This is a genomic window from Vibrio clamense, from assembly GCF_050337905.1.
Lineage (GTDB): Bacteria > Pseudomonadota > Gammaproteobacteria > Enterobacterales > Vibrionaceae > Vibrio > Vibrio cortegadensis.
In genome coordinates, this window is record NZ_JAKJTJ010000020.1 from 198,535 (window position 1) to 220,603 (window position 22,069).

The 22,069-nt window shown below is 43.3% G+C and carries 21 protein-coding genes and 1 pseudogene; 12 read left to right on the forward strand and 10 right to left on the reverse strand.

Going from position 1 to position 22,069, the window contains the following annotated elements; translation table 11 throughout:
• Positions 1 to 62: 62 nt before the first annotated feature.
• Together L4C39_RS06025 and L4C39_RS06030 are read right to left on the reverse strand one after the other, a co-directional pair.
• Positions 63 to 1,136 (reverse strand): AI-2E family transporter, encoded by a 1,074-nt coding sequence (locus L4C39_RS06025; RefSeq protein WP_017054237.1) that lies wholly within the window; start codon positions 1,134 to 1,136, stop codon positions 63 to 65.
• Positions 1,137 to 1,143: 7 nt separating this feature from the next.
• Entirely contained in the window at positions 1,144 to 1,368 is a 225-nt protein-coding gene (locus L4C39_RS06030) for a sulfurtransferase TusA family protein (protein ID WP_371729537.1), read from the reverse strand.
• 197 nt (positions 1,369 to 1,565) lie between these two features.
• Between L4C39_RS06030 and bepA the strand changes: the two genes are divergently transcribed.
• The 4 genes from bepA (at position 1,566) to L4C39_RS06050 (ending at position 4,498) form a co-directional block, all read left to right on the forward strand.
• Entirely contained in the window at positions 1,566 to 3,032 is a 1,467-nt protein-coding gene (gene bepA / locus L4C39_RS06035; protein ID WP_017054239.1) for a beta-barrel assembly-enhancing protease, read from the forward strand.
• 105 nt (positions 3,033 to 3,137) lie between these two features.
• Positions 3,138 to 3,488, forward strand: a complete 351-nt coding sequence (gene arsC, locus L4C39_RS06040; RefSeq protein ID WP_113799018.1) for an arsenate reductase (glutaredoxin) — start codon at positions 3,138 to 3,140, stop codon at positions 3,486 to 3,488.
• Positions 3,489 to 3,500: 12 nt separating this feature from the next.
• On the forward strand, positions 3,501 to 4,073 hold the full coding sequence (gene wrbA, locus L4C39_RS06045; RefSeq protein WP_429744991.1) for an NAD(P)H:quinone oxidoreductase: 573 nt from the start codon (positions 3,501 to 3,503) through the stop codon (positions 4,071 to 4,073).
• Positions 4,073 to 4,498 (forward strand): DUF2069 domain-containing protein, encoded by a 426-nt coding sequence (locus L4C39_RS06050; protein WP_017054242.1) that lies wholly within the window; start codon positions 4,073 to 4,075, stop codon positions 4,496 to 4,498. Before wrbA ends, L4C39_RS06050 begins: the two co-directional genes overlap by 1 nt.
• Positions 4,499 to 4,645: 147 nt before the next feature.
• Here the strand turns inward: L4C39_RS06050 and L4C39_RS06055 are convergent, their stop codons facing one another.
• Positions 4,646 to 5,854 carry a DUF2066 domain-containing protein gene (locus tag L4C39_RS06055; protein WP_429744993.1) on the reverse strand — a complete coding sequence of 403 codons (1,209 nt, stop codon included), beginning with the start codon at positions 5,852 to 5,854 and terminating at the stop codon, positions 4,646 to 4,648.
• A 232-nt stretch (positions 5,855 to 6,086) separates the two neighbouring features.
• Here L4C39_RS06055 and L4C39_RS06060 point away from each other — a divergent pair, with 232 nt between their 5' ends.
• Positions 6,087 to 7,337 (forward strand): uracil-xanthine permease family protein, encoded by a 1,251-nt coding sequence (locus L4C39_RS06060; protein WP_113799021.1) that lies wholly within the window; start codon positions 6,087 to 6,089, stop codon positions 7,335 to 7,337.
• 106 nt (positions 7,338 to 7,443) lie between these two features.
• Here the strand turns inward: L4C39_RS06060 and upp are convergent, their stop codons facing one another.
• The gene (gene upp / locus L4C39_RS06065; RefSeq protein WP_017054245.1) at positions 7,444 to 8,070 is read right to left on the reverse strand and encodes a uracil phosphoribosyltransferase; all 627 of its coding nucleotides are present in this window, start codon (positions 8,068 to 8,070) and stop codon (positions 7,444 to 7,446) included.
• Between the two features lie 312 nt (positions 8,071 to 8,382).
• Here upp and purM point away from each other — a divergent pair, with 312 nt between their 5' ends.
• Together purM and purN are read left to right on the forward strand one after the other, a co-directional pair.
• Positions 8,383 to 9,423, forward strand: a complete 1,041-nt coding sequence (purM, locus tag L4C39_RS06070) for a phosphoribosylformylglycinamidine cyclo-ligase (protein ID WP_261888985.1) — start codon at positions 8,383 to 8,385, stop codon at positions 9,421 to 9,423.
• A gap of 130 nt (positions 9,424 to 9,553) precedes the next feature.
• Positions 9,554 to 10,192: a phosphoribosylglycinamide formyltransferase gene (purN, locus tag L4C39_RS06075; RefSeq protein WP_429744996.1), complete on the forward strand. Its 639-nt coding sequence runs from the start codon at positions 9,554 to 9,556 to the stop codon at positions 10,190 to 10,192.
• Positions 10,193 to 10,302: 110 nt separating this feature from the next.
• Here purN and L4C39_RS06080 read toward each other — a convergent pair whose 3' ends face one another.
• Positions 10,303 to 11,148 (reverse strand): class II glutamine amidotransferase, encoded by an 846-nt coding sequence (locus L4C39_RS06080; protein WP_429744998.1) that lies wholly within the window; start codon positions 11,146 to 11,148, stop codon positions 10,303 to 10,305.
• A 77-nt stretch (positions 11,149 to 11,225) separates the two neighbouring features.
• On the reverse strand, positions 11,226 to 11,801 hold the full coding sequence (gene lpcA, locus L4C39_RS06085; RefSeq protein WP_113799024.1) for a D-sedoheptulose 7-phosphate isomerase: 576 nt from the start codon (positions 11,799 to 11,801) through the stop codon (positions 11,226 to 11,228).
• A gap of 398 nt (positions 11,802 to 12,199) precedes the next feature.
• Here lpcA and fadE point away from each other — a divergent pair, with 398 nt between their 5' ends.
• Positions 12,200 to 14,644, forward strand: coding sequence for an acyl-CoA dehydrogenase FadE (gene fadE / locus L4C39_RS06090; RefSeq protein WP_113799025.1), 2,445 nt, complete (start codon positions 12,200 to 12,202; stop codon positions 14,642 to 14,644).
• A 114-nt stretch (positions 14,645 to 14,758) separates the two neighbouring features.
• Here fadE and L4C39_RS06095 read toward each other — a convergent pair whose 3' ends face one another.
• Both L4C39_RS06095 and dnaQ read right to left on the reverse strand, forming a co-directional pair.
• Complete coding sequence (locus L4C39_RS06095; protein ID WP_017054253.1) at positions 14,759 to 16,009, reverse strand: TIGR03503 family protein; 1,251 nt, start codon at positions 16,007 to 16,009, stop codon at positions 14,759 to 14,761.
• Between the two features lie 8 nt (positions 16,010 to 16,017).
• A complete protein-coding gene (gene dnaQ / locus L4C39_RS06100; RefSeq protein ID WP_017054254.1) occupies positions 16,018 to 16,749 on the reverse strand; it encodes a DNA polymerase III subunit epsilon in 732 nt (243 codons plus the stop codon).
• Between the two features lie 56 nt (positions 16,750 to 16,805).
• Between dnaQ and rnhA the strand changes: the two genes are divergently transcribed.
• Positions 16,806 to 17,273, forward strand: a complete 468-nt coding sequence (rnhA, locus tag L4C39_RS06105) for a ribonuclease HI (protein WP_429745001.1) — start codon at positions 16,806 to 16,808, stop codon at positions 17,271 to 17,273.
• A 1-nt stretch (position 17,274) separates the two neighbouring features.
• Here the strand turns inward: rnhA and L4C39_RS06110 are convergent, their stop codons facing one another.
• Positions 17,275 to 18,009 carry a class I SAM-dependent methyltransferase gene (locus L4C39_RS06110; RefSeq protein ID WP_017053961.1) on the reverse strand — a complete coding sequence of 245 codons (735 nt, stop codon included), beginning with the start codon at positions 18,007 to 18,009 and terminating at the stop codon, positions 17,275 to 17,277.
• A gap of 39 nt (positions 18,010 to 18,048) precedes the next feature.
• Here L4C39_RS06110 and gloB point away from each other — a divergent pair, with 39 nt between their 5' ends.
• From gloB to L4C39_RS06125, 3 genes and pseudogenes are all read left to right on the forward strand, one after another.
• Positions 18,049 to 18,807 carry a hydroxyacylglutathione hydrolase gene (gene gloB, locus L4C39_RS06115; RefSeq protein ID WP_371729532.1) on the forward strand — a complete coding sequence of 253 codons (759 nt, stop codon included), beginning with the start codon at positions 18,049 to 18,051 and terminating at the stop codon, positions 18,805 to 18,807.
• 260 nt (positions 18,808 to 19,067) lie between these two features.
• Positions 19,068 to 20,477 (forward strand): annotated as a pseudogene (locus L4C39_RS06120) (LysM peptidoglycan-binding domain-containing protein); the annotation flags it as partial.
• Positions 20,474 to 21,172, forward strand: a complete 699-nt coding sequence (locus L4C39_RS06125) for a YIP1 family protein (protein ID WP_017053964.1) — start codon at positions 20,474 to 20,476, stop codon at positions 21,170 to 21,172. The pseudogene L4C39_RS06120 and the gene L4C39_RS06125, both read left to right, overlap by 4 nt.
• On the opposite strand, the gene L4C39_RS06130 is transcribed toward L4C39_RS06125, so the two are convergent.
• Positions 21,169 to 22,017: an endonuclease/exonuclease/phosphatase family protein gene (locus L4C39_RS06130; protein WP_429745004.1), complete on the reverse strand. Its 849-nt coding sequence runs from the start codon at positions 22,015 to 22,017 to the stop codon at positions 21,169 to 21,171. The genes L4C39_RS06125 and L4C39_RS06130 overlap by 4 nt on opposite strands.
• Positions 22,018 to 22,069 lie beyond the last annotated feature (52 nt).

Sequence of the window (22,069 nt, forward strand, 5' to 3'; positions counted from 1 at the left end):
GGCTTTTTCGTTATTGAGCAAAAAGGTTTATGACTACACCATCATGCTTAGGCAAACAATAATCACGATTCCGCAACGTCAGATTCAATCTCAGTACTTGGCAGGGCGTTCCATACCGCTTTGACTAATGTGGCTAAAGGAATCGCAAAGAATACGCCCCAGAACCCCCATAACCCACCAAACACCAGTACAGCAACGATGATTGCCACTGGATGCAAATTCACAGCTTCAGAGAATAGAATCGGGACAATCACATTGCCGTCCAAGGCTTGAATAATGCCGTACGCGATCATCAACCAGTAAAATGGAGTGTCTAACCCCCACTGAAACAGACCAACAATGGCCACAGGAACCGTGACCGCAGCCGCACCAATATATGGAATCAAAACCGACAAACCAACGGCAACCGCCAGTAGCACTGAATAGCGCAAATCTAAAATGGCAAAAGTAATATAGCTCACACCACCAACGATCAAAATTTCCAACACCTTACCTCGGATATAGTTAGAAATCTGTTGATTCATTTCACGCCATACTTTCGTCGCTAAACGACGATTCTTAGGCAGTACTCCACTCGCCATTCTAACCATCTCTTCTTTGTCTTTTAATAAGAAGAAGATAAGCAGAGGCACAAGGATGAGATAAACCCCTAGCGTTGCGATACTGATAAGAGATGCCAGAGATCCTTTTACAACGCTCTCCCCCATGCCTAATACTTTGTTTTTTGCATTAGAGGCTATCGACTCGACAATCTGCAAGTTGGCGAGCTCAGGGAAACGTTCTGGAATGGCAATAATGAATTTTTGCAGTTCATTGTACATGTTAGGGATATCATTGATGAGGTTCCCCACTTGATGCCAAATCGTTGGAACCAAACCAAACAGAGCCAACAAGGTTAAACTGAAGAAAACCATAATAACAAGCACAACGGACAGGGTTCTTGGTATCCCCACACGGCACAATTGAGCAATGGGCCATTCAAGAAGATATGCCAATACTATTGCCACAAGCAGCGGTGCAATCAAATGGCCGAAGAAATAAATGGTAATGAAACCAAAGAATAAAATGGCGACCAAACTTACTGCATGTGGATCTGAAAAACGTCGTTTATACCAACGACTGATCATTTCAAGCATGTGACAATTATCCCTGTTTTAAAACGGTAATAGTGTAGAAACTACGATGAGCAACACTCTCAATATCAAATTTTTTGAGGCGCAAAAAGCTCACGATATCCTGCATAGAGCTAGTATCTGAAATCTGAATGGACAACGACTCGCCCTCTTGAAGCAAAATTGCACGCCGTTTAGCAAGTAATAGTGCCATTGGGCAACGTTCTTCACGTAAATCAAGAATATTAGGTTCCATTCTCAGACTCTATGCATATTATAAGGTACGTATTGTAATCGCTTTTTAGCCCCATACCAGCTTTTCTATTCTTTACGTTATTTGCTCTAGACAATCTATCAATAACAAGTAAATTCAATAACAGCAATAAACTGAAGAAACCAAATTAAGACTTTATTGTCTCAATGTCAGATGACTACGGAGTACCACTGACTAATATGTTTACACGCACTCGCTCACTTGTTTGCCTCTGTGTGGCCACCGCTTTAGGTTCGCCACTGCCTAGCTATGCTAATTCAAATTTAGCGAGTAATGCTAACTTGCCCGATATTGGGACAGCAGCTAGTGGTACGTTAACGATAGATCAAGAGATCATTTATGGGGATGCTTACATGCGAATGCTAAGAAGCAGCCAACCCATCATCAATGATCCCGTTTTAAATGAGTACATAGATAGCTTAGGGCATCGTCTTGTCGCAAACGCAAATGATGTCAAAACACCATTTAAATTTTTCATGATTCGAGATCGTAATATTAACGCTTTCGCATTTTTTGGTGGCCACGTCGCATTGCACTCTGGGCTATTTCTACATGCTCGCAGTGAAAGCGAGCTAGCTTCTGTCGTAGCACACGAAATTGCTCACGTAACTCAACGTCATTTAGCCAGAAGTATGGAAGACCAAGCCCGACGTTCACCAGCCACTATTGCAGCGCTCGCAGGCTCGCTTTTATTAGCTATCGCAGCACCAGAAGCTGGAATCGCCGCATTGACGGCAACAACGGCAGGTTCGATGCAAGGCACCATTAATTATACTCGTAGCAATGAGAAAGAAGCCGATCGCTTTGGGATTAATACCCTAGCAAAGGCAGGCTTCGAGGCCAAAGCAATGCCACGATTCTTTGGTCGATTGGCTGATGAATACCGATACGCAAGTAAACCGCCGCCAATGTTGCTTACTCACCCATTACCAGAAGATAGAATCACAGACAGCAGAGCGCGCGCACAAAGCTACCCTTCAATGCGCGTGATCCCTTCTCTTGATTATCATTTAACTCGTGCTCGTATTGTGGCGAGATATGCGGGTATTGAAAATGACTCAGCTCTAGACTGGTTTGAACGAACAGCCAAAAAGGCACCAAGTGAACTGAACCCATCATTTGAATATGGCAAAGCGCTGGTCTACCTAGATACCAAAAAGCTAGATTTAGCCGAGCCTATTTTACTTAAGCTACTCAAAAGTGATCCAGAAAATAATTTCTATCTTGATGCCGTGTCCGATCTTTACATCGCACAAAAACAACCAGAAAAAGCAATCACCTTATTAGAAAAGTCACTGAAAGCAAAACCAAGTAATTCAGTGCTCACAATTAATCTTGCGAATGCACTTTTAAAGAAAGAGCAATACCAAGAGGCCATCCGAATTTTACAACGCTACACCCATGACAACCCAGATGACGTCAACGGATGGAGCTTACTTTCAGAAGCGAATATTCGAATTGGCAGTAGCGATGAAGATCTTGCGGCACGCGCGGAAATACTGGCACTCAAAGCTAATTGGAATAAGGCGATTCAATACTATAGCCAAGCGAGTCAACTGGCAGAATTAGGCAGTTTAAAACAAGCAAGATACGATGCACGAATTGATCAGTTGATGATTCAGCGAGATCGCTTCATTGCATTGTAAAGTAAATAATTTATACAAATAACATGCACTTATTCAATGACTCAGCTGCTATGAATAAGTCATGATGAATAAGTACGATAATAATAATTAAACTAGGAGAAAAACATGCCAGTCGTCATTTACCACAACCCAAAATGCTCAAAAAGCCGTCAAACACTCGCTCTATTAGAAGAGCAAGGCATTCAACCTGAAGTGGTAAAATATTTAGAAACGTCATTTACCATTGATGATTTAAAAACACTCTATTCACAACTCGGCTTTGCATCGGTTCGTGAAATGATGCGTACAAAAGAGGCGCTATATAAGGAATTAAACCTAGGTGATGAATCTCTATCCGATGACGAGCTGTTTGAATCCATGGTGAAAAATCCAAAGCTATTTGAACGTCCAGTCGTGGTTGCGAATAACCAAGCAAAAATCGGACGCCCACCAGAACAAGTCCTTGAGATCATTTAAGATTTATTAAAAATGAATATTAAAATTCTCGTTTTATACTATAGCCGCCACGGCAGCACGTTATCGCTCGCGAGACAAATCGCACGAGGCGTTGAATCGGTTCCCAATTGCGAAGCCGTTCTACGCACAGTGGCCGATCTTAGCGATGATGTGCAACAAGCCAATGACCCGATAGCCTCCCTTGACGAACTTCGTCAATGCGATGGCTTAGCATTGGGCAGCCCAGTTTGGTTCGGAAACATGGCGGGCTCAATGAAACACTTTTGGGACAGCACAACACCACTATGGATCAGCGGCGATCTCATCGATAAACCAGCATGTGTTTTTACGTCTTCATCCTCGATGCATGGTGGGCAAGAAACGACTCAGCAAAGCATGATATTACCTTTGCTGCATCATGGAATGCTGATTTTGGGGATCCCCTACTCTGAGCCATCTCTACACACGACTCAAAGCGGTGGTACCCCTTATGGTGCTAGTTCTGTTTCCAGTAACTCGTCATTAACGAAAGAAGAGATAGAACTCGCGCAATACCTTGGAAAACGCCTAGCTAACGTCGCTCGCAAACAAAAGGAGATTGTATAATGTCGGAGATGTCATCCAGAACACGACAATATCGGTATTTAGCTCTATTTAGTAACCTCTTTCTACTTGCTTGGGTCGCATTGTGGCAGCTCTTCATTTCCCCGCACCCAGGTCTGTCGAACACAACTCTAGCCATTGCGTGGAGTATTCCGCTGCTACTTCCTCTTCCAGGCATTCTGGCTGGCAAAGCTTACACCCACGCATGGGCAAATTTCATTCTCATGCTGTATTTCCTGCATGCTTTAACCATCTTATATGTTGATGGCGGTGAGCGATGGCTAGCGCTGATCGAATTAGTACTCACCATGCTATGTTTTGCTGGGAATATTCTATTTGCTCGCGCAAGAGGCAAGGAGATGGGCTTAAAGCTAAACCGTCTTTCTGAAGTAGAAAAGCAAGAAAAAGCGAAATTTAACCAGGACTAACTCTCATAAGTTAAAGCCCACTGACTAGTAAAAACTCGCAGATTGACTCAAATATAGAGACATCGATAGAAAAAGAGCCCGCTAACATCGCTAGCGGGCTCTTTTCATGACCATCTCTTATTCATAGCAGAAGAGAGTGGGATAACACTATCTATCTATCCACTCGAATACGATAACAGGCTCACTTGGCTGAACATCTTCGGTTAAGCTAACTTGATCAGCTATAAAGGCTTCGTTGTCATTAGTGGCTACTACTGCTGATTCAACAACCGCGGTTTGAGGAAGCGTTTCTTGCGCAAGGCTAGTGCTTTGATCCGTCGTTTCCTGAGTTAGAACAGGCGCAGTCTCCACCACGTCAGACTCTGATGTAAATGCCGCAACTTGCTTAATGTTAGTCATCTCTTGCTCAAATTCACTTTTCGATGTTAATAAGTGAACACGAAATGTCACTTCATCGCCTTGAATCTTAAGGATATCGATAGAAGCTACTGAATTTAAAGACTTCAATTGGTTCTCTAGATGAAAGAAACTGACCGCACTCTTAATATTGATGAATTGCGCTAAAACAGATTCAGAAGATTCACTTGCAACATTCACAGCACTTTTTGTCGCGTAGTACTGACTCACCTGATCAATCAACTGAGCACTAATTTCAGATACTGAACCGTTTTCCTGACCAAAGACAGGTGAACGAGGAGAAGCAGAGATCGCTGCAGGTTGCTGGTCATACAGAGTCCAGCGCAATGAATTACCTTGAGCGCGCAATACTAAGACCGCATCAACAGGATAACGTTGGCTGGCTAAACTGATTGGTGAAACAAAACCGCCCCACAGGTCAGAAACCGCGATACCAGTAATATCATCAAAATCCCCGACAGGAACGGTAATAGGTAGGCCACGAGCATCCGCTTGTTCTCGTATAGACGTAATCAATGCAGAAGGTGAATGCTCCCAGCTAATGATTCGGTCATAATTTTGCTCTTCTACCAACCACACCAAAATATTGGCACGACTCTCTGGCCAATAAGGCAACTGAGCCTGAGTTAATAATGCGCGTAATTGTGGACCATTAAATGACATTTTTAGCGTTTGTTGCTGATCAAGTTCGCCATACCCCATTTGAGTTAAATATTGCGCACTCTGCCTTAGGGCTTTACGAACCACTTCATTTTCAAGTGCCACCGTCGAACCTGTCGCTCTTACAATAACTTGTTGCAAGCCTTGAACACGAGCCACTGTTTCCGCATCCTTCTCTTCATTATTAATAACGATTTCAGAACGATACAGATCCACTTGAGTCAATGCATAAGTTGGCAAGGATAGTAATCCCATAAACAGTAGAGCGAAGTTGCGCATAGTAATCCTAAAAATTAGTACTTAAGCGTTGATGATAAGCAACTATGAATGCAGGAGCAAGACAACAACTTCAGCGCTAGGTGAAAATTTGCACCTTTATTGTCGATTATCTCAACAAACATTAACTTTTTTTGCTATTTGCCAGTTTTTTTTGATCAAAACACTAAAGCAATCGTTTGCAGAGTGGTAGAATCCTGCAAATTTTATTTTCAGACTTACAGGGATACCAAATATGAAAAATGCAATTCAAGGTGCACAAATGCTATTTGTCGCCTTCGGCGCATTAGTTCTTGTTCCATTATTAACAGGGTTAGATCCAAGCGTTGCTCTATTTGGCGCAGGCGTTGGTACACTTTTATTTCAATTTATCACCAAACGTACAGTCCCAATTTTCTTAGCTTCTTCTTTTGCGTTTATTGCACCAATCATGTTCGGCATTCAAACTTGGGGAATTGGCGCAACCATGGGTGGCTTAATGGCCGCTGGGGTTGTGTATGTATTGATGGGTGCTTTAATCAAGGTGAAAGGCGTAGAGATCATTCATAAGATTCTTCCACCAGTTGTGGTTGGCCCAGTGATTATGGTGATTGGTTTAGGTCTTGCACCAACAGCGGTAAACATGGCGCTAGGTAAGAGTGGTGATGGCGCGATTCAACTTATCGATGGTAGCGCGGCATTATGGATTTCGAGTGTGTCACTATTTACAACTATTGCAATCAGCACTATTGGTAAAGGCTTTCTTCGATTACTGCCTATTGCTGGCGGTATCTTAGCGGGTTATGTTTTAAGCCTATTCTATGGCGTGGTTGATTTCACTCCTGTTGCACAAGCATCTTGGCTTTCAATGCCAAACTTTACGTTCCCTGAGTTCAATATCAATGCGATTTTATTCATGATCCCTGTCGCCATTGCACCAGCAGTTGAACACGTAGGTGACATGCTCGCAATCTCTAACGTAACAGGTAAGAATTACCTTAAAAAACCAGGTCTACACAGAACTATTGCTGGCGACGGAATTGCGACAATTGCAGCCTCTATGGTTGGAGCGCCACCGAATACAACTTACAGTGAAGTCACTGGTGCAGTAATGCTGACCAAAGCATTTAACCCTGTCATTATGACTTGGGCGGCGATTACCGCGATTGTTCTTGCACTTGTTGGCAAACTTGGCGCGCTATTACAGACCATCCCTGTACCAGTTATGGGCGGTATTATGATTTTGCTATTCGGTTCAATTGCAACGGTTGGCCTTAATACTCTAATCAAGAACAATGTGGATCTTCACAAGTCTCGCAACTTAGTCATCGTTGCTGTAACGCTAGTATTTGGTATTGGTGGTATGGCTCTGGGTGTCGGTGACTTTAGCCTACAAGGCGTAAGTTTATGTGGCATTGTCGCAATCCTACTTAACTTAATTTTGCCTCATGAGATGGGTGAAAACCATATTGTCGATAATGCTCAAATGGAAGAGAGTGAGCGTTAGTTTTCGCTGACAATCAAGTAAAAAATCGAGCACACAAAAAAAGCCATACCTTAATCGGTATGGCTTTTTATTTTCTAATCGATTTTAAACCCTACCAAGGTAGAGATTATTTAGTACCGAAGATCTTATCGCCTGCATCACCTAAACCAGGAACGATGTAACCTTTATCATTCAATTTTTCATCGATTGCAGCAGTATAAAGCTCTACATCTGGGTGTGCTTTTTTAAGCGCTTCAATGCCTTCAGGAGCCGCGACAAGTACTAGCACTTTAAATACCTTACAGCCTTGTTCTTTCAGTAGATCTAAGGTTGCAATCATAGAACCGCCAGTCGCTAACATTGGATCAACAACTAATGCAATGCGCTCATCAATGTTTGATGCTAGCTTGTTGAAGTACGGTACTGGTTCTAGTGTTTCTTCATCACGATAGATACCAACAACACTAATACGAGCACTTGGCATATGCTCTAACACACCATCCATCATGCCAAGACCAGCACGAAGAATAGGAACAACCGTCACTTTTTTACCTTTAATTTGATCCACTTCAACAGGACCATTCCAACCTTCAATTGTCACACGCTCTGTCTCAAAATCTGAGGTTGCTTCGTAAGTCAGTAGGCTACCCACTTCAGTTGCTAGCTCGCGGAAACGCTTAGTACTAATGTCACCTTCGCGCATTAGGCCAATTTTATGCTTAACTAGCGGGTGTTTTACTTCAACAACTTTCATTTCCATCTCCGGTTTTTAGGCAATATTTAAATAAACCTTCAGATTATACATCTTTCCATGCAAAGTTTCAGAGAAAATCCCCAGCAAAACTGTGTCAATTATGAATTTACAAAAGGCTAATAACTTATTCTGTGTTTCATAAAAGAGTGAAAATACTTCGGTCATTTGAGCTCATACCTTGATAGATCAATAGGTGAACAGTTTCAACGGAAATGACAAATAAAAAAACTTGCGCAAACGTTTGCTCTTTGAGTTTAAGCACTGGTAGAATAGCGCCGTTTTCACATCTAACTTAAGACCGAGGACTGTCCCGTGAGCGGTAATAACTCTTCTTTAAGCTACAAAGACGCAGGCGTAGATATCGATGCAGGTAATGCACTAGTTGACCGTATTAAAGGTGCCGTAAAACGCACTCGTCGCCCAGAAGTGATGGGTGGCATTGGTGGCTTTGGTGCCCTTTGTCAACTTCCAACTAAATACAAAGAACCCGTACTAGTTTCTGGTACCGATGGCGTTGGAACTAAACTCCGCCTTGCTTTGGATATGAAAAAACATGACACCATTGGTATTGATCTAGTGGCGATGTGTGTGAACGATCTTATCGTTCAAGGTGGTGAGCCTCTTTTCTTCCTAGATTACTACGCAACTGGAAAACTGGACGTTGATACGGCAGCTGATGTTGTGTCTGGTATCGCGGAAGGTTGTGTCCAAGCTGGCTGTGCTCTAATTGGTGGTGAAACCGCTGAAATGCCAGGCATGTATGAAGGCGAAGACTACGACGTTGCAGGCTTCTGCGTTGGCGTAGTAGAAAAAGAAGACATTATCGATGGCACTAAGGTTGCCGCTGGTGATGCGCTTATCGCTGTCGGCTCTAGCGGCCCTCACTCCAATGGGTACTCTTTAATTCGTAAAGTGCTTGAAGTCTCTGGTGCTGATAAGAATGAAGAGCTAGAAGGTCGTACAATTGGCGAACACCTTCTTGAGCCAACAAAGATTTACATTAAGTCAGCACTAAAAATGATTGCTGAACATGATATTCACGCTATCTCACACATTACTGGCGGCGGTTTTTGGGAAAATATCCCTCGCGTACTACCTGAAGGCACGAAAGCTGTCATCGATGGTAAAAGCTGGGAATGGCCTGCAATTTTTAGCTGGCTACAAGAGAAAGGCAATGTGGACACATTTGAGATGTACCGCACGTTCAACTGTGGCGTAGGTCTTGTGGTTGCTCTACCTAAAGATCAAGCCGATGCAGCTGTGGAACTTCTCAAAGCGGAAGGTGAGAATGCTTGGGTTATCGGTGAGATTGCCATTGCCGCTGAAAATGAAGAACAAGTTGAGATCAACTGATTCATTTCAAATCATAACTTAGTTTAATGAATGAGGGCTCTTGAGTCCTCATTCTGCTATCTAGCCTATAGAAAACCCTATAATTTCTAAGTACATTGTCTATCTGACATTCTAACGTTGAGCCAACAGCATGAAAAATATTGTCGTTTTAATTTCTGGTAGTGGTAGTAATCTACAAGCAATATTAGATGCTTGCGAATCTTCAATCACCGATGCAAAAGTGTGTGCGGTATTTTCCAACAAGCAAGATGCTTATGGTTTACAGCGAGCAAAACATTCAGCCGTAAGTGCTCATTTCGTTGACCCTCTCAACCATGATTCAAGAAAAGAGTTTGATCATGAGTTAATGTGCCAAATTGACGCTTACCAACCGGATTTGATCATTCTCGCGGGGTATATGCGAATTCTGAGCCGCGAGTTTGTTCAGCACTATGTAGGAAAAATGCTGAATATTCACCCTTCTCTGCTTCCTAAATACCCAGGCTTACATACTCATCAACGCGCCATTGACGCACAAGATAAAGAACACGGAACGAGTGTTCACTTTGTGACAGAAGAATTAGATGGTGGGCCTGTTGTTTTACAAGCCAAAGTCCCCGTATTTCCTGACGATAGTGCTGAAGATCTTGCCGAGCGAGTATTAACTCAAGAGCACCAAATTTACCCTCTGGTGACTAAATGGTTTATTGAAGGCCGATTAGCCATGATAGATGGAAAAGCGCATTTAGATGGTAAGATACTTGGTGAGCATGGCTACGCAGAAGAGTAACCCATTTAAGAAATAAACCCGTAAACATGTTCTAAGTTCGGTATTGACGCCATCACAGTTGATGACCGAAAAGCCGAACTTAGACAAATGTTTGTGTGACGAACAATAAATTACTCTAACGGCTGAGTCGGAGCTTGGCTGGCAACTTTAGCAGGCGCATAAGCCACATCCACTAACGCTTCCGCATTCCCATCGATCAGTTCACCAAAGTGGAATAACGCGAATTCATTCGGCTTCATTCGATGCCACTGCTCATTATCCGTTAAAGGTTGAGTCGCAATGACGGATACAACATCATTGGGTGTCGTCTCTTCTTGAAAGTTAATTTCAACGTCTTCATCAATCAAGCTCGCTTTACCAAAAGGCGCTCGGCGAGTGATCCAGTAAAGATGATTGGTACAATATGTCATGACGTATTCACCATCACTGAGCAACATATTAAATACACCTTTCTCTTTTAGCTTCTCACTGCACTGAGCAACATAGCGAAACATGCCTTCCATATCTTGTGGAGGCTCTGGGTATCGCTCTTCTAGCTGTTTAACGAGCCAGCAAAAAGCCATTTCACTATCGGTTTCGCCCACGGGACGAAAGCGCCCTGAATTGAGCTCTTGGTACTCAGTCAACTGCCCATTATGAGCAAAAGTCCAGTAACGTCCCCATAGCTCACGAGTGAAAGGATGAGTATTCTCTAAATTAACGCCACCACGGTTCGCTTGCCTGATATGACTAATGACAGCTCGACTTTTGATCGGATAATTCTGAACCAATTCAGCAATTTTAGACTCACAGCTCGGATTAGGATCCTTAAAGGTACGAAAACCTTTACCTTCATAAAAAGTAATCCCCCAGCCATCACGATGAGGTCCAGTATTTCCACCACGTTGCATCAAACCGGTAAAACTAAAACAGATATCGGTTGGAACATTAGCGCTCATTCCGAGCAATTCACACATGGCTTAACTTACTCCCTAATATATAAACCATCATTGGCGCTCACTTTCGCGCCAATGTTGAATCAATGGTATGTTGCTTATTCCATCTCTTTTTCAATGAGTTGGATAATGATATGAATAATTTTGATATGGATCTCTTGGATACGATCAGCATATCCAAAATGCGGCACGCGAATTTCAATATCAGCACAACCCGCCATTTTGCCTCCATCTTTGCCCGTCAAAGCAATGCTCTTCATACCTTTCGCTTTAGCGGCATCAATCGCATTAAGAATGTTTGCTGAGTTTCCAGAAGTGGACAGCCCAAACAATACATCACCTTTACTGCCCACGGCTTCTAAGTAACGCGAGAACACAAAGTTATAACCAAAGTCATTACTTACACATGAAAGGTGGCTTGGGTCTGAAATCGCAATACCAGGATAGCCAGGACGATCCTCACGATAACGCCCGGTTAGTTCTTCAGCAAAATGCATCGCATCACAGTGTGAGCCACCGTTACCACAAGATAGCACTTTGCCACCCTGTTTAAACGAGTCAGCAATCATTTTAGCTGCCGCTTCAATTTGGGCAATATTATGGTCATCCGATAAAAATGCATTTAATACGTCAGCCGCTTCTGTTAGCTCATTTTTAATTAGATCTTGATACATAGCGTGTCTCTTTATGATTTTGCAACATTATTGTTATGCAGCATTCTTGTCGCGTAAAAACGCCTTACAAAAACCAACTGCAAACAAATTAACTCAATTAGGAATGAGAGCCGTTTATTACTTTGAGTTTACCCACAAACATTTCAGAGTGTCGATAGTTAAGCTTCAAGAAACCAAGTTTTATTCCACTCCATCACTCTATTTGTTCAGTTAATCAGCACCAAGATCGCAATTTTAGAACGTTTACTCTACTTAGATCACTTTTTATACAGTTAGATGTTTTACATTTTATTAATATTTCATTTACACTTGTAACTGGTTAGACCTCTCCTGTTAGGTCAGGGATTTTAAAACAGACAAACGTGCACACGAGAAACGCGTTTGATAAGGACATATTTATGGATATCTTGCTCTCTATATTAGGATTTACGGTCGTGTTAGGACTGTGCTTCTACCACCGCACATCACTCACTCGGTCACTGTTATTACTTACCGCCACCATGCTTGCACTTACCGCCTTTGGTTATGCGGGGCTTATAGGTTGGTGTACTTATGCTTTATCTGTCGCCGTTTTCTCCGTCCCTAGTATTCGCCAAAGCCTTATCAGTCGAAAAGCTCTGAAAATCTTCAAAACAGTCCTTCCAGCCATGTCACAAACGGAGAAAGAAGCCTTAGATGCAGGTACCGTTTGGTGGGAAGCAGAGCTATTTAAAGGTAAACCTCAGTGGGACAAACTTCACAATATAACGCCACCTACGCTTTCAAAAGAGGAGCAGGCGTTTTTAGATGGTCCTGTTAATGAAGTATGTGCAATGGTCAATGATTACCAAGTCACTCATGAATCGGCAGACCTCTCTCCAGAAGTTTGGCAATATCTAAAAGACCACAAATTTTTCGCCATGATCATCAAGAAGAAGTATGGCGGATTAGAATTTTCAGCCTATGCGCAGTCCTTAGTTCTACAAAAACTTACCGGGGTTTCTGGTGTTTTATCTTCTACCGTAGGTGTTCCAAACTCTCTTGGCCCTGGTGAATTACTGCAACACTATGGAACTAAAGATCAATGTGATTACTACCTACCTCGACTTGCAGAAGGTAAAGAGATCCCATGTTTTGCATTGACGAGTCCAGAAGCGGGTTCTGATGCTGGTTCTATCCCTGATTTTGGTGTGGTATGTAAAGGGGAATGGGAAGGCGAAGAAGTTCTTGGTATGCGCCTGACGTGGAATAAACGCTACATCACTTTAGCACCTGTAGCGACTGTTCTTGGGCTTGCATTTAAGCTTCGCGACCCAGATGCGTTACTCGGCGATAAAGAAGATCTAGGCATCACTTGTGCACTGATACCGACTCATCTTAAAGGGATTGAGATTGGTACACGACACTTCCCACTTAATGTGCCATTCCACAACGGGCCAACTCGCGCTAATGATATTTTTGTACCTTTGAGCTTCATTATTGGCGGTTCTAAGATGGCAGGCCAAGGCTGGAAAATGCTGGTGGAATGCTTATCTGTCGGTCGAGGCATTACGCTACCGTCAAATGCAACAGGTGGTTTAAAAACAGCAGCACTAGCCACTGGAGCTTACGCGAGAATTCGTCGTCAATTCAAACAGCCTATAGGCAAAATGGAAGGCATCGAAGAGCCACTAGCGCGTATTGCAGGCAACGCCTATGTAATGGATGCGGCAAGTAATTTAACCGTCGCCGGGATCGACCTCGGTGAAAAACCATCGGTTATTTCAGCGATAGTAAAATATCACTGTACTCACCGTGGCCAACGAAGTGTTATTGATGCAATGGATATCGCTGGTGGTAAAGGGATATGTTTAGGCCCATCGAACTTCCTTGCTCGTAGCTACCAAGGCGCTCCTATCGCTGTCACTGTGGAAGGTGCTAACATTCTTACCCGTTCGATGATTATTTACGGTCAAGGGGCGATTCGTTGCCATCCATACGTGCTCACTGAAATGAATGCGGCTTACTCAGAGAGTTCTGATGCTGTTGAAAAATTTGATGCTGCTCTTGCAGGTCACACTTGTTTCACAATCAGTAATTTGATCCGTAGCTTCTGGTTCGGTTTGACTGACGGCATCGGCTCACACTCACCAACCTCTGATGCAACTAAGCGATACTACCAACAACTGAATCGTTACAGTGCAAATCTTGCTTTACTTTCAGATGTGTCAATGGTTGTACTTGGGGGTTCGCTCAAGCGTAAAGAGCGTTTATCTGCTCGTTTAGGCGATATTCTAAGTCAGCTATATTTAAGCTCAGCAACGTTAAAGCGCTTTGAAGATGATGGACGTCAGGTCGAAGATTTGCCACTTGTACATTGGGGCCTACAAGACAGCTTAAAACAAACAGAAAAAGCCATTGATGACTTCTTAGCTAACTTCCCGAACCGAGTGATTGGTGGTTGTTTACGCTTTATTCTACTTCCATATGGACGCGTTCGTTCAGCACCAAATGATAAGTTAGATAGCCAAGTTGCACAGATCCTACAAACACCGTCAGCGTCACGCTCACGTATCGGTCGTGGACAATACTTGGAACCAACGGAGAATAACCCTGTAGGAAGAATTGAACTGGCACTTGAGATTATTTTAGAAGCAGAGCCGGTGTTTACGAAAGTATGTAAAGCGATAAACGAACGTCGACCATTCTTACGCCTTGATCTGATTGCCGACATAGGTTTAGAGCGAGGTTTGATCAACGAACAGGAAGCCTCACTTCTGAGACAGGCTGAAATCCATCGTTTGTACACAATCAATGTTGATGAGTTTGAGCCGGAAGAGCTCGCGGCAAAGCCCCAAATCCCAAGCATGGATAATGTCGCTTAATTGATGCGTAGAATATTGATGCGTGGAATTGGGACAACGCTTTAAATATAAGATGTGAGTAACAAAAAGGGACTTCTATTAAATAGAGGTCCCTTCTTAAATTCCGCGATTTACTTATTTCTTTGGAGCAGCAAGTTGCATCTCTGGTAATGCCGCCTTTTTCGCTCGGATCTTGCCAATCACGAACCACACTAATAGCCCTAAAATGATCACCACGACATTTCCTATCGCAATAACCATCATACTTTTCTGCCTTGCCGCTTCACGGGCTGCAAGCATCTGCTGCTCCATTTCTATCTTTTTCTGCGCGGCAAGCGCCTCTTCTTGAAGACGCCTCGACTCCTCTATATCAACATCTTTTACGACACTATAAGTCTGCTCACTTATTGGAAAAACCAAGCCGCGCTGTGTGGCGGCGTCTGTCGCGAATATGCGCCCATTCCAAGAGTACTTTCCTAATTCAAGGTGGTTCTCTAGCATCAATGAGACTTTAAACGCCTCTTTCTCCGCTTGGCCTTCAACATAGTTGATAAGATCAGTCGGTGTCAGCTGTTCAATATGAGCCGCGATCGTTCCCGGAGCAATCATCCCTTGCTCTCCTGAGATCACAATATTATGGTCCACACCCTCTTTTCTAGACTGAATAAACGTGGTGGAAATCGGTGAAGGGTACACTAATACCGTACTCTCTTGAGCTCTTAAAAATACACCGTTACCTGACGTGACTCGAACCCGGTATTTACCTGGCTCAACTTCTATCGGTAAGCCTACCGTAAACACACCATCGCCCGCTTTTTCGTCTAACTGTTTACCGTCATCAAGAAATTCACCAACCACAATGGGGATTGGACGAGCCTCTTTCACCAACTCATCTTCATTCTCAACAAACTTAGTAAACGTCACCTTTAGTTTCACGCGATCTAAGAAGTCACGTAGCACCAATGGTTTATCACCTGTTTTGAGCTGAGCGGTAAACTTTAAGAATTCAGTTTTATACAGACGATTTGGAAATCGGTCTGTCCCCAAAGTGAGGTGTGACAATAATTTAATATTATTCTTGGGTGACACTTGCCCTACCGCCTGCCACGGGCCCGCCATAGGTTTATCAATAGAGATAATATCCATCGATGATTCTTGATACCAACGGACGCTATCAGGCGATCGCCATGAGTAATATTTTTTACCATCAGGGCGCACTAACACAACAGGTTGAGAATCTTTAGCTCTATAAATGACAAATGTTATCTGCTCGATCGTTGGATCCACTCGAAATCGATTATCGAGTAGCGACATTGAGGATTCAGGTGTCGCCCATGCGCTCAAAGTGACCAATAACAAACTGAAAGTAGCAAAAATCCTCAACATATATTCTCCTAAATGCGCCAGAGGCAACTTCCGTTCTCTTCAACGATATCTAAACGGGACTGATGTGCATCTAGTTCATCGGCCGTTGCATGTAAAACCTTTAATGCTTTCCGTCCAGAATCCGCTCGTTTTATGACGTCGACACCACCTTGCTGGCCTGCGTTAAACTGTAACGTCGTTTGACCACCCGTCATCAACAGGTAAACATCAGCCAATATCTCCGCATCGAGCAATGCGCCGTGGAGGGTTCGGTGAGAGTTATCTATGCCGTATCGATCACAAAGAATATCAAGGTTATTACGCTTGCCCGGGAAGATCTTCTTCGCCATGGCTAACGTATCTGTCACTTTGCAGTAGTCTGCCGTCTTACCAATTGCAGGATCAAGTTTTTCAAACTCGTAATCCATAAAGCCCGTATCGAAGGGAGCGTTATGGGCCACCAGCTCAGCACCTTTAATAAACTCAAGGAACTCTTCATGCACATCTTGATAGAAGGGTTTATCGATCAAGAATTCATCGGTGATGCCGTGAACTTCAACCGCTTCCGCTTGGATCTCTCGATCGGCTTTCACATACACATGAAAATGACGACCGGTCAATTTACGGTTAATGATCTCCACCGCGCCAATCTCGATAATGCGATGACCAAGGTAATGTGGACCACCTTCGGTATTCATACCTGTGGTTTCCGTATCTAATACAATGATACGTTTCTGTTCAGAATTGTTACTGGTATTCATAATGATATGTATGTCAGACTATGTGAATTATGTGCTTCTGCTAATAGTATCAAATCATGGCTAAACAAGTTGAAATTTTCACAGATGGTTCCTGTTTAGGTAATCCTGGACCCGGCGGATATGGGATCGTATTACGTTATAAACAGACCGAAAAAACGCTCTCCAAAGGGTATACCTTAACCACCAACAATCGCATGGAAATGCTTGCCGCAGTGGTGGCGTTGCAAACGTTAAAAGAGCCCTGCCAAGTTGTACTTACTACGGATAGCCAATATGTAAGACAGGGGATCACTCAATGGATCCATAATTGGAAAAAACGCAACTGGATGACATCAGACAAAAAACCTGTAAAAAATTCAGATCTCTGGAAAGCACTTGATACAGAAACAGCAAGACACCAAGTTGAATGGAAATGGGTAAAAGGCCATGCAGGCCATCGTGAAAACGAAATTTGTGATGATATCGCCAGAGCCGCGGCTGAAGCGCCAACGGAAGAGGATATCGGCTACCAACCGACCAGTTAGTCTATGGCTTATCTTTACCCACGCTATAATTTACCCCTAATGGCGATAAACGACGCTTAAGCTTCCAATGAGGTTTAAGCGGTTTGAGTGGGTAGGTTCTTTTTCTGGCGACGATAAAGTACATGCTGCCCATCGGGGATGCCCAATCACCTAAGCTATTCTCAAGCCAAGTCCACATCGTTTGATATCTTTGCATCGGAAACAGCGCATAGGTATCACAATGCACCACTTGATAATTAAGCACACCCAACCAATCTTTGATTCGATTCGGCGTGTACATTCGACCACTCCACGGAAAATTATTCTTCCGCCATGGAAACAAGCTTGCCAGCCCGGTAAAACTAAAAGGGTTATAGCCAGTGATGATCAAATACCCGTCATCCATCATTACCCGATCAACTTCGCGTAATATTCGATGTGGATCGTTGGCGTAATCTAACTGATGCGCGAGCACGACCGTATCAAAGCTTTTTTCCAAAAAAGGAAGGTGATTCGCATCCGCTATCACATTGTGCAGCGGATTTTTCAAATCTAAGTTAACTTGATGTTGAATATTACAGGTGCAACTGGCAAGCTCACAACTCAGCCCGCCAAGTTTTAGCATATGATAGCCAAATAGTTTAGGGCACCACTCATCAAGCCGAGTTTGGATAGATTCACATACCCACTGGCCGTTTTTTATTTCCGACCATGAATAGGGCTTTTCAAGCTTTTTCGGGCTACGTGCTGGCTTCATTAATAACCTGTCTCACATTTAGAGGCTGGAGAATCGACAATGTTACATATCAAAAGCATACCCGCATTTAATGACAATTACATCTGGCTAATTCAAAATAGCGATCGACGTTGCGCTGTTGTCGATCCTGGTGACTCAAAACCGGTTTTAGCCTACATAAAAGAGCACGATCTCACTCTCGATGCCATTATTATCACTCACCATCACAATGATCATATTGGAGGAGTGCCTGAGCTCGTTAGACAGTACCCAACCATTGATGTTGTTGGGCCTAAACATGAACCCATACCTACCCTTACCCACCCAATGGAAGATGGCGATCAGTTAGAGCTATTTGGCGAAGTATTCTTAGTGCTTGGCCTACCAGGGCATACTAAAGGTCACATTGGCTATGTGGGTGATGGAAAACTCTTCTGTGGGGATGTTCTGTTCTCGGCAGGTTGTGGTCGTATATTTGAAGGCACACCACAACAGATGTTTGATTCACTCAATAAAATTCTCTCACTTCCGCAAGAGACTGAAATTTACTGTGCGCATGAATATACCGCCAGCAACCTCGCATTTGCATTAGCGGTAGAACCAGACAACGATCTACTTCATCAATATAGAGAGCAGGTCAACCGCTTAAGAGCACAAAACCTCTCCACCATTCCTACGACGTTACGCCAAGAAAAGTGGATCAATCCATTCTTGCGCTACACACAGCCAAGCATTATGAAATCAGTATCAACCAGAACTCAACAAACCGATCCTCTGTCAATTTTTACTGCATTACGTGAGTGGAAAAACGAATTTTAACGATTTGATACTTGTCACTGGTATGAAGTGACAAGTATTATCAGCAGCCGTAAATTAAAAAGGCTGTATCAATGCGAGCTAAGTACAGCTGGGTTTTGGCATTACTACTATCGGGTTGCCAATTAACTCAGTCGAATAACAATACATCTCAAGATGAATCAAATGTCGTTGATGAGGCAACTCAAACACAACAAAATGCATCTACCATGGATACTGATAGCTCAGCGACGCAACAGCCAACGCTAACTACAGAATTAACCTCCACTCCTGTAAAAGCGACACCACAAAGCCAAGACGATGTTTGGCAACGAATCGCAATGCAGCTTGAGCTTGATGTTCCAAATCATAAAAGTGTCGACTACTACCGAACTTGGTACTTAAAGCACCCAAATCATTTGAAAACCGTTTCTCAACGTGCGGCTCCTTTTCTATATCTCATCACTGAAAAAATCGAAGCAAGAGGACTCCCCCTTGAGTTAGCCCTGCTTCCTGTTGTTGAGAGTTCATTTGATGCTTTTGCGTATTCTCACGGCAGTGCTGCCGGATTGTGGCAATTTGTTCCCGGCACTGGGAAGATGTACGGCTTAAAACAGAACTTTTGGTATGATGGCCGCCGCGATGTCGATGCCGCTACCGATGCCGCTCTTGATTATCTAACCTATTTAAATAAGCGCTTTGATGGTAATTGGAACCATGCGATTGCCGCCTATAACAGTGGCGGTGGTCGAGTATCAAGTGCCATTCGAAAAAATAGAAAAGCGGGAAAACCGATTGATTTCTTCTCTTTAGATCTTCCTAAAGAGACCAGTGGATATGTACCTAAATTGCTTGCGCTGGCAGATGTTATCGCAAACAAAGATAAATACGGTTTGAAACTTCCTGCAATATCTAACACGCCAGTGTTACAGCTTGTAGATCCAAATGAACAGCTTGATCTGGCCATTGCTGCTAAATACGCAGGCATGAGTGTAAAAGAGTTACAAAGCTATAACCCAGCCTATAACCAGTGGGCAACTGCGCCAGATGGACCATATCAGTTTTTGCTACCCATAGAGAATGTTGCCAATTTCAATCAACACGTTGCTGCGAATCGCGGCAAGGGAATGAAATTAGTTAGGTATAAAATCAAATCAGGCGATAGCCTCAGTGTTCTAGCAAAAAAATACAATACCACCACCAAGGTTATTCGTTCAGCCAACGGCATGAGCAACAATAGCATTCGTGTTGGTAAGTTTCTGATGATCCCAACCTCAACCAAAGACGATAAAGCCTATGCGCTTAGTGCTTCTAACCGCTTAGCGAAAACTCAGGCAACGTCTCGCGGTAAGTACAAGCTTACCCACAAAGTTAAATCGGGTGACAGTTTATGGACAATTGCACGTGCAAATAAAGTGTCACACCAATCGCTAGCAAAGTGGAATGGCATGGGCCCTAGAGATACGCTTCGTATTGGCCAAGAGCTTGTCATCTGGAAAAACGGCAGCGAGGGAGCCATTATTCGCACCGTTTTTTATAGCGTGCGTTCTGGCGATACGTTGAGTGGCATCGCGAGTAAATTCAAAGTAAAAAGTAACGATATTGCGAAATGGAATGGACTGGTTGGCAAAAAATATCTACAACCAGGCCAAAAACTCAAATTATATGTTGATGTAACCAAGGTAAGTGTATGACCCCTTCAAGTAACCCTTTAATTATGTTGGTCGATATTTTTCGATCGCCAACGTCTTGCTTCCTCGCTTTGTATCAACGAGGCGCTTGGGGCTGGCAACCTTATATTATCCTGATTCTGAGCCCGTTTTTATTTTGGGGCGCTTACTTTGCGAACGTCAATTTTGAATGGCTAAGTGCGGCACTTTCAACTCAACTGGCGATTGTTAACCCTGAACAGTTAAAACTATTAGACAGTAATACACTACTCGCAAGTGAGATCATCAGTGATGTCGCAGGACGTACGATGTCTATTCTCATGCTCGCTTTCTGGTTTAATTTAGCCACTAAGCCTAGCCAGCATAAGCACAGCTTTTGGCGTTGGTTTGCAGCAGCATCTGTGATCATGTTCCCGGCGGTTATTGGTGATTTTGCGAGCTACGTGAGTTTGTTACTGAAGCATGGCCAAGTTATGATCTATGCAGCGGATTTAAATAGCCTGAATGGTTTACTTAAACTGCCATTGACTCATGAGTGGTCACAATTTGCGAGCTCACTGCCACTGCTTATGCCTTGGTATATTGTCCTTGGTTACGCCGCTGTATTGACTTGGACTGAATTTGAGCGTGGGCAAGCTCTCGTTATTTCAGCCCTTCCTTGGGTTGGTTACTACGTGATCTGGGCATTCTACATTCTCGTCATGTCTCTGCTTGGTTAGTCTGTTTCCATTAACTTAAAGCTAACCTGCAAAGGGTTATGATCCGAAGCGTCCGTCATGGGCGCTTTTGCGTTTTTTAGCTCTAACCCTCGATAAAAGATATGATCCAAAGTGAGCCCCGTTACAAACTGAGTTCGATTATCCGGATTAAAATGCACTTCCTGTACCCCGAGCTCTCTCAATGAATTCTTCATGGCTTGAACGCGAGCATCACTCCAACTATTGAAATCTCCAGCGACAATCAATGGTCCTTTATGATCTCGAATGGATTTTTCGAGTTTGTTCAACTGCTGCTGGTACTCTTGTGTTCCAAAAGTAAAATTCACTGCATGTACGTTAATCACACCTAAAGTACTACCATCAGAGAGTTGATAATAAGCTCTCAATGCCGATTTAGGTAATCGCAACCAAGGCTCAAGGTCCATATAAGCACACGCCTGAATTGGTAGGTTTGTCGCTAGGTTTAATACCCCGGCACCCACATTAAAAACTTCAAATGCATTGGCTTGATTACTTCCCCAAGACTGTTCCGCAATCCAACCTTTTAACTCATCTGTCATGCTCGCTTCTTGCAACAACATCAGTTGGCGATATTCACTTAGCGATTCCAACTCTTCACGCCAATTGGAACGTTGCTGTTTGTAGATATTCCAAACTAATACATTTAGCTCGCCATTTTGGTCAATAGCTTCTGGTGATGGATTATCAAAACACTGTAATGACTTTTGATTTGAACCAGCAGCAGAGGAGATCACTTCTGGTGTCGGCGGTACAGAAAAAAGCATAGAAAACCCAAGAAAAACCAAGGTTACGAGAAACAAAACACTCACCAGTACTTTTTTCATTACCTATCCTATTTAAAATAATATCGACTCAGTACAGCTCGCTCCGAAGTCT

Bases quoted from the DNA above. Each gene is read 5' to 3' on its own strand.
- L4C39_RS06080 (WP_429744998.1), bottom strand. From the start codon at position 11,148: ATGTGTGAATTGCTCGGAATGAGCGCTAATGTTCCAACCGATATCTGT.
- L4C39_RS06060 (WP_113799021.1), top strand. From the start codon at position 6,087: ATGAAAAATGCAATTCAAGGTGCACAAATGCTATTTGTCGCCTTCGGC.
- L4C39_RS06095 (WP_017054253.1), bottom strand. From the start codon at position 16,009: ATGTTGAGGATTTTTGCTACTTTCAGTTTGTTATTGGTCACTTTGAGC.
- L4C39_RS06055 (WP_429744993.1), bottom strand. From the start codon at position 5,854: ATGCGCAACTTCGCTCTACTGTTTATGGGATTACTATCCTTGCCAACT.
- purN (WP_429744996.1), top strand. From the start codon at position 9,554: ATGAAAAATATTGTCGTTTTAATTTCTGGTAGTGGTAGTAATCTACAA.
- wrbA (WP_429744991.1), top strand. From the start codon at position 3,501: ATGAATATTAAAATTCTCGTTTTATACTATAGCCGCCACGGCAGCACG.
- L4C39_RS06025 (WP_017054237.1), bottom strand. From the start codon at position 1,136: ATGCTTGAAATGATCAGTCGTTGGTATAAACGACGTTTTTCAGATCCA.
- fadE (WP_113799025.1), top strand. From the start codon at position 12,200: ATGGATATCTTGCTCTCTATATTAGGATTTACGGTCGTGTTAGGACTG.
- dnaQ (WP_017054254.1), bottom strand. From the start codon at position 16,749: ATGAATACCAGTAACAATTCTGAACAGAAACGTATCATTGTATTAGAT.
- L4C39_RS06050 (WP_017054242.1), top strand. From the start codon at position 4,073: ATGTCGGAGATGTCATCCAGAACACGACAATATCGGTATTTAGCTCTA.
- gloB (WP_371729532.1), top strand. From the start codon at position 18,049: ATGTTACATATCAAAAGCATACCCGCATTTAATGACAATTACATCTGG.
- L4C39_RS06125 (WP_017053964.1), top strand. From the start codon at position 20,474: ATGACCCCTTCAAGTAACCCTTTAATTATGTTGGTCGATATTTTTCGA.
- upp (WP_017054245.1), bottom strand. From the start codon at position 8,070: ATGAAAGTTGTTGAAGTAAAACACCCGCTAGTTAAGCATAAAATTGGC.
- rnhA (WP_429745001.1), top strand. From the start codon at position 16,806: ATGGCTAAACAAGTTGAAATTTTCACAGATGGTTCCTGTTTAGGTAAT.
- bepA (WP_017054239.1), top strand. From the start codon at position 1,566: ATGTTTACACGCACTCGCTCACTTGTTTGCCTCTGTGTGGCCACCGCT.
- L4C39_RS06110 (WP_017053961.1), bottom strand. From the start codon at position 18,009: ATGAAGCCAGCACGTAGCCCGAAAAAGCTTGAAAAGCCCTATTCATGG.
- L4C39_RS06030 (WP_371729537.1), bottom strand. From the start codon at position 1,368: ATGGAACCTAATATTCTTGATTTACGTGAAGAACGTTGCCCAATGGCA.
- lpcA (WP_113799024.1), bottom strand. From the start codon at position 11,801: ATGTATCAAGATCTAATTAAAAATGAGCTAACAGAAGCGGCTGACGTA.
- L4C39_RS06130 (WP_429745004.1), bottom strand. From the start codon at position 22,017: ATGAAAAAAGTACTGGTGAGTGTTTTGTTTCTCGTAACCTTGGTTTTT.
- arsC (WP_113799018.1), top strand. From the start codon at position 3,138: ATGCCAGTCGTCATTTACCACAACCCAAAATGCTCAAAAAGCCGTCAA.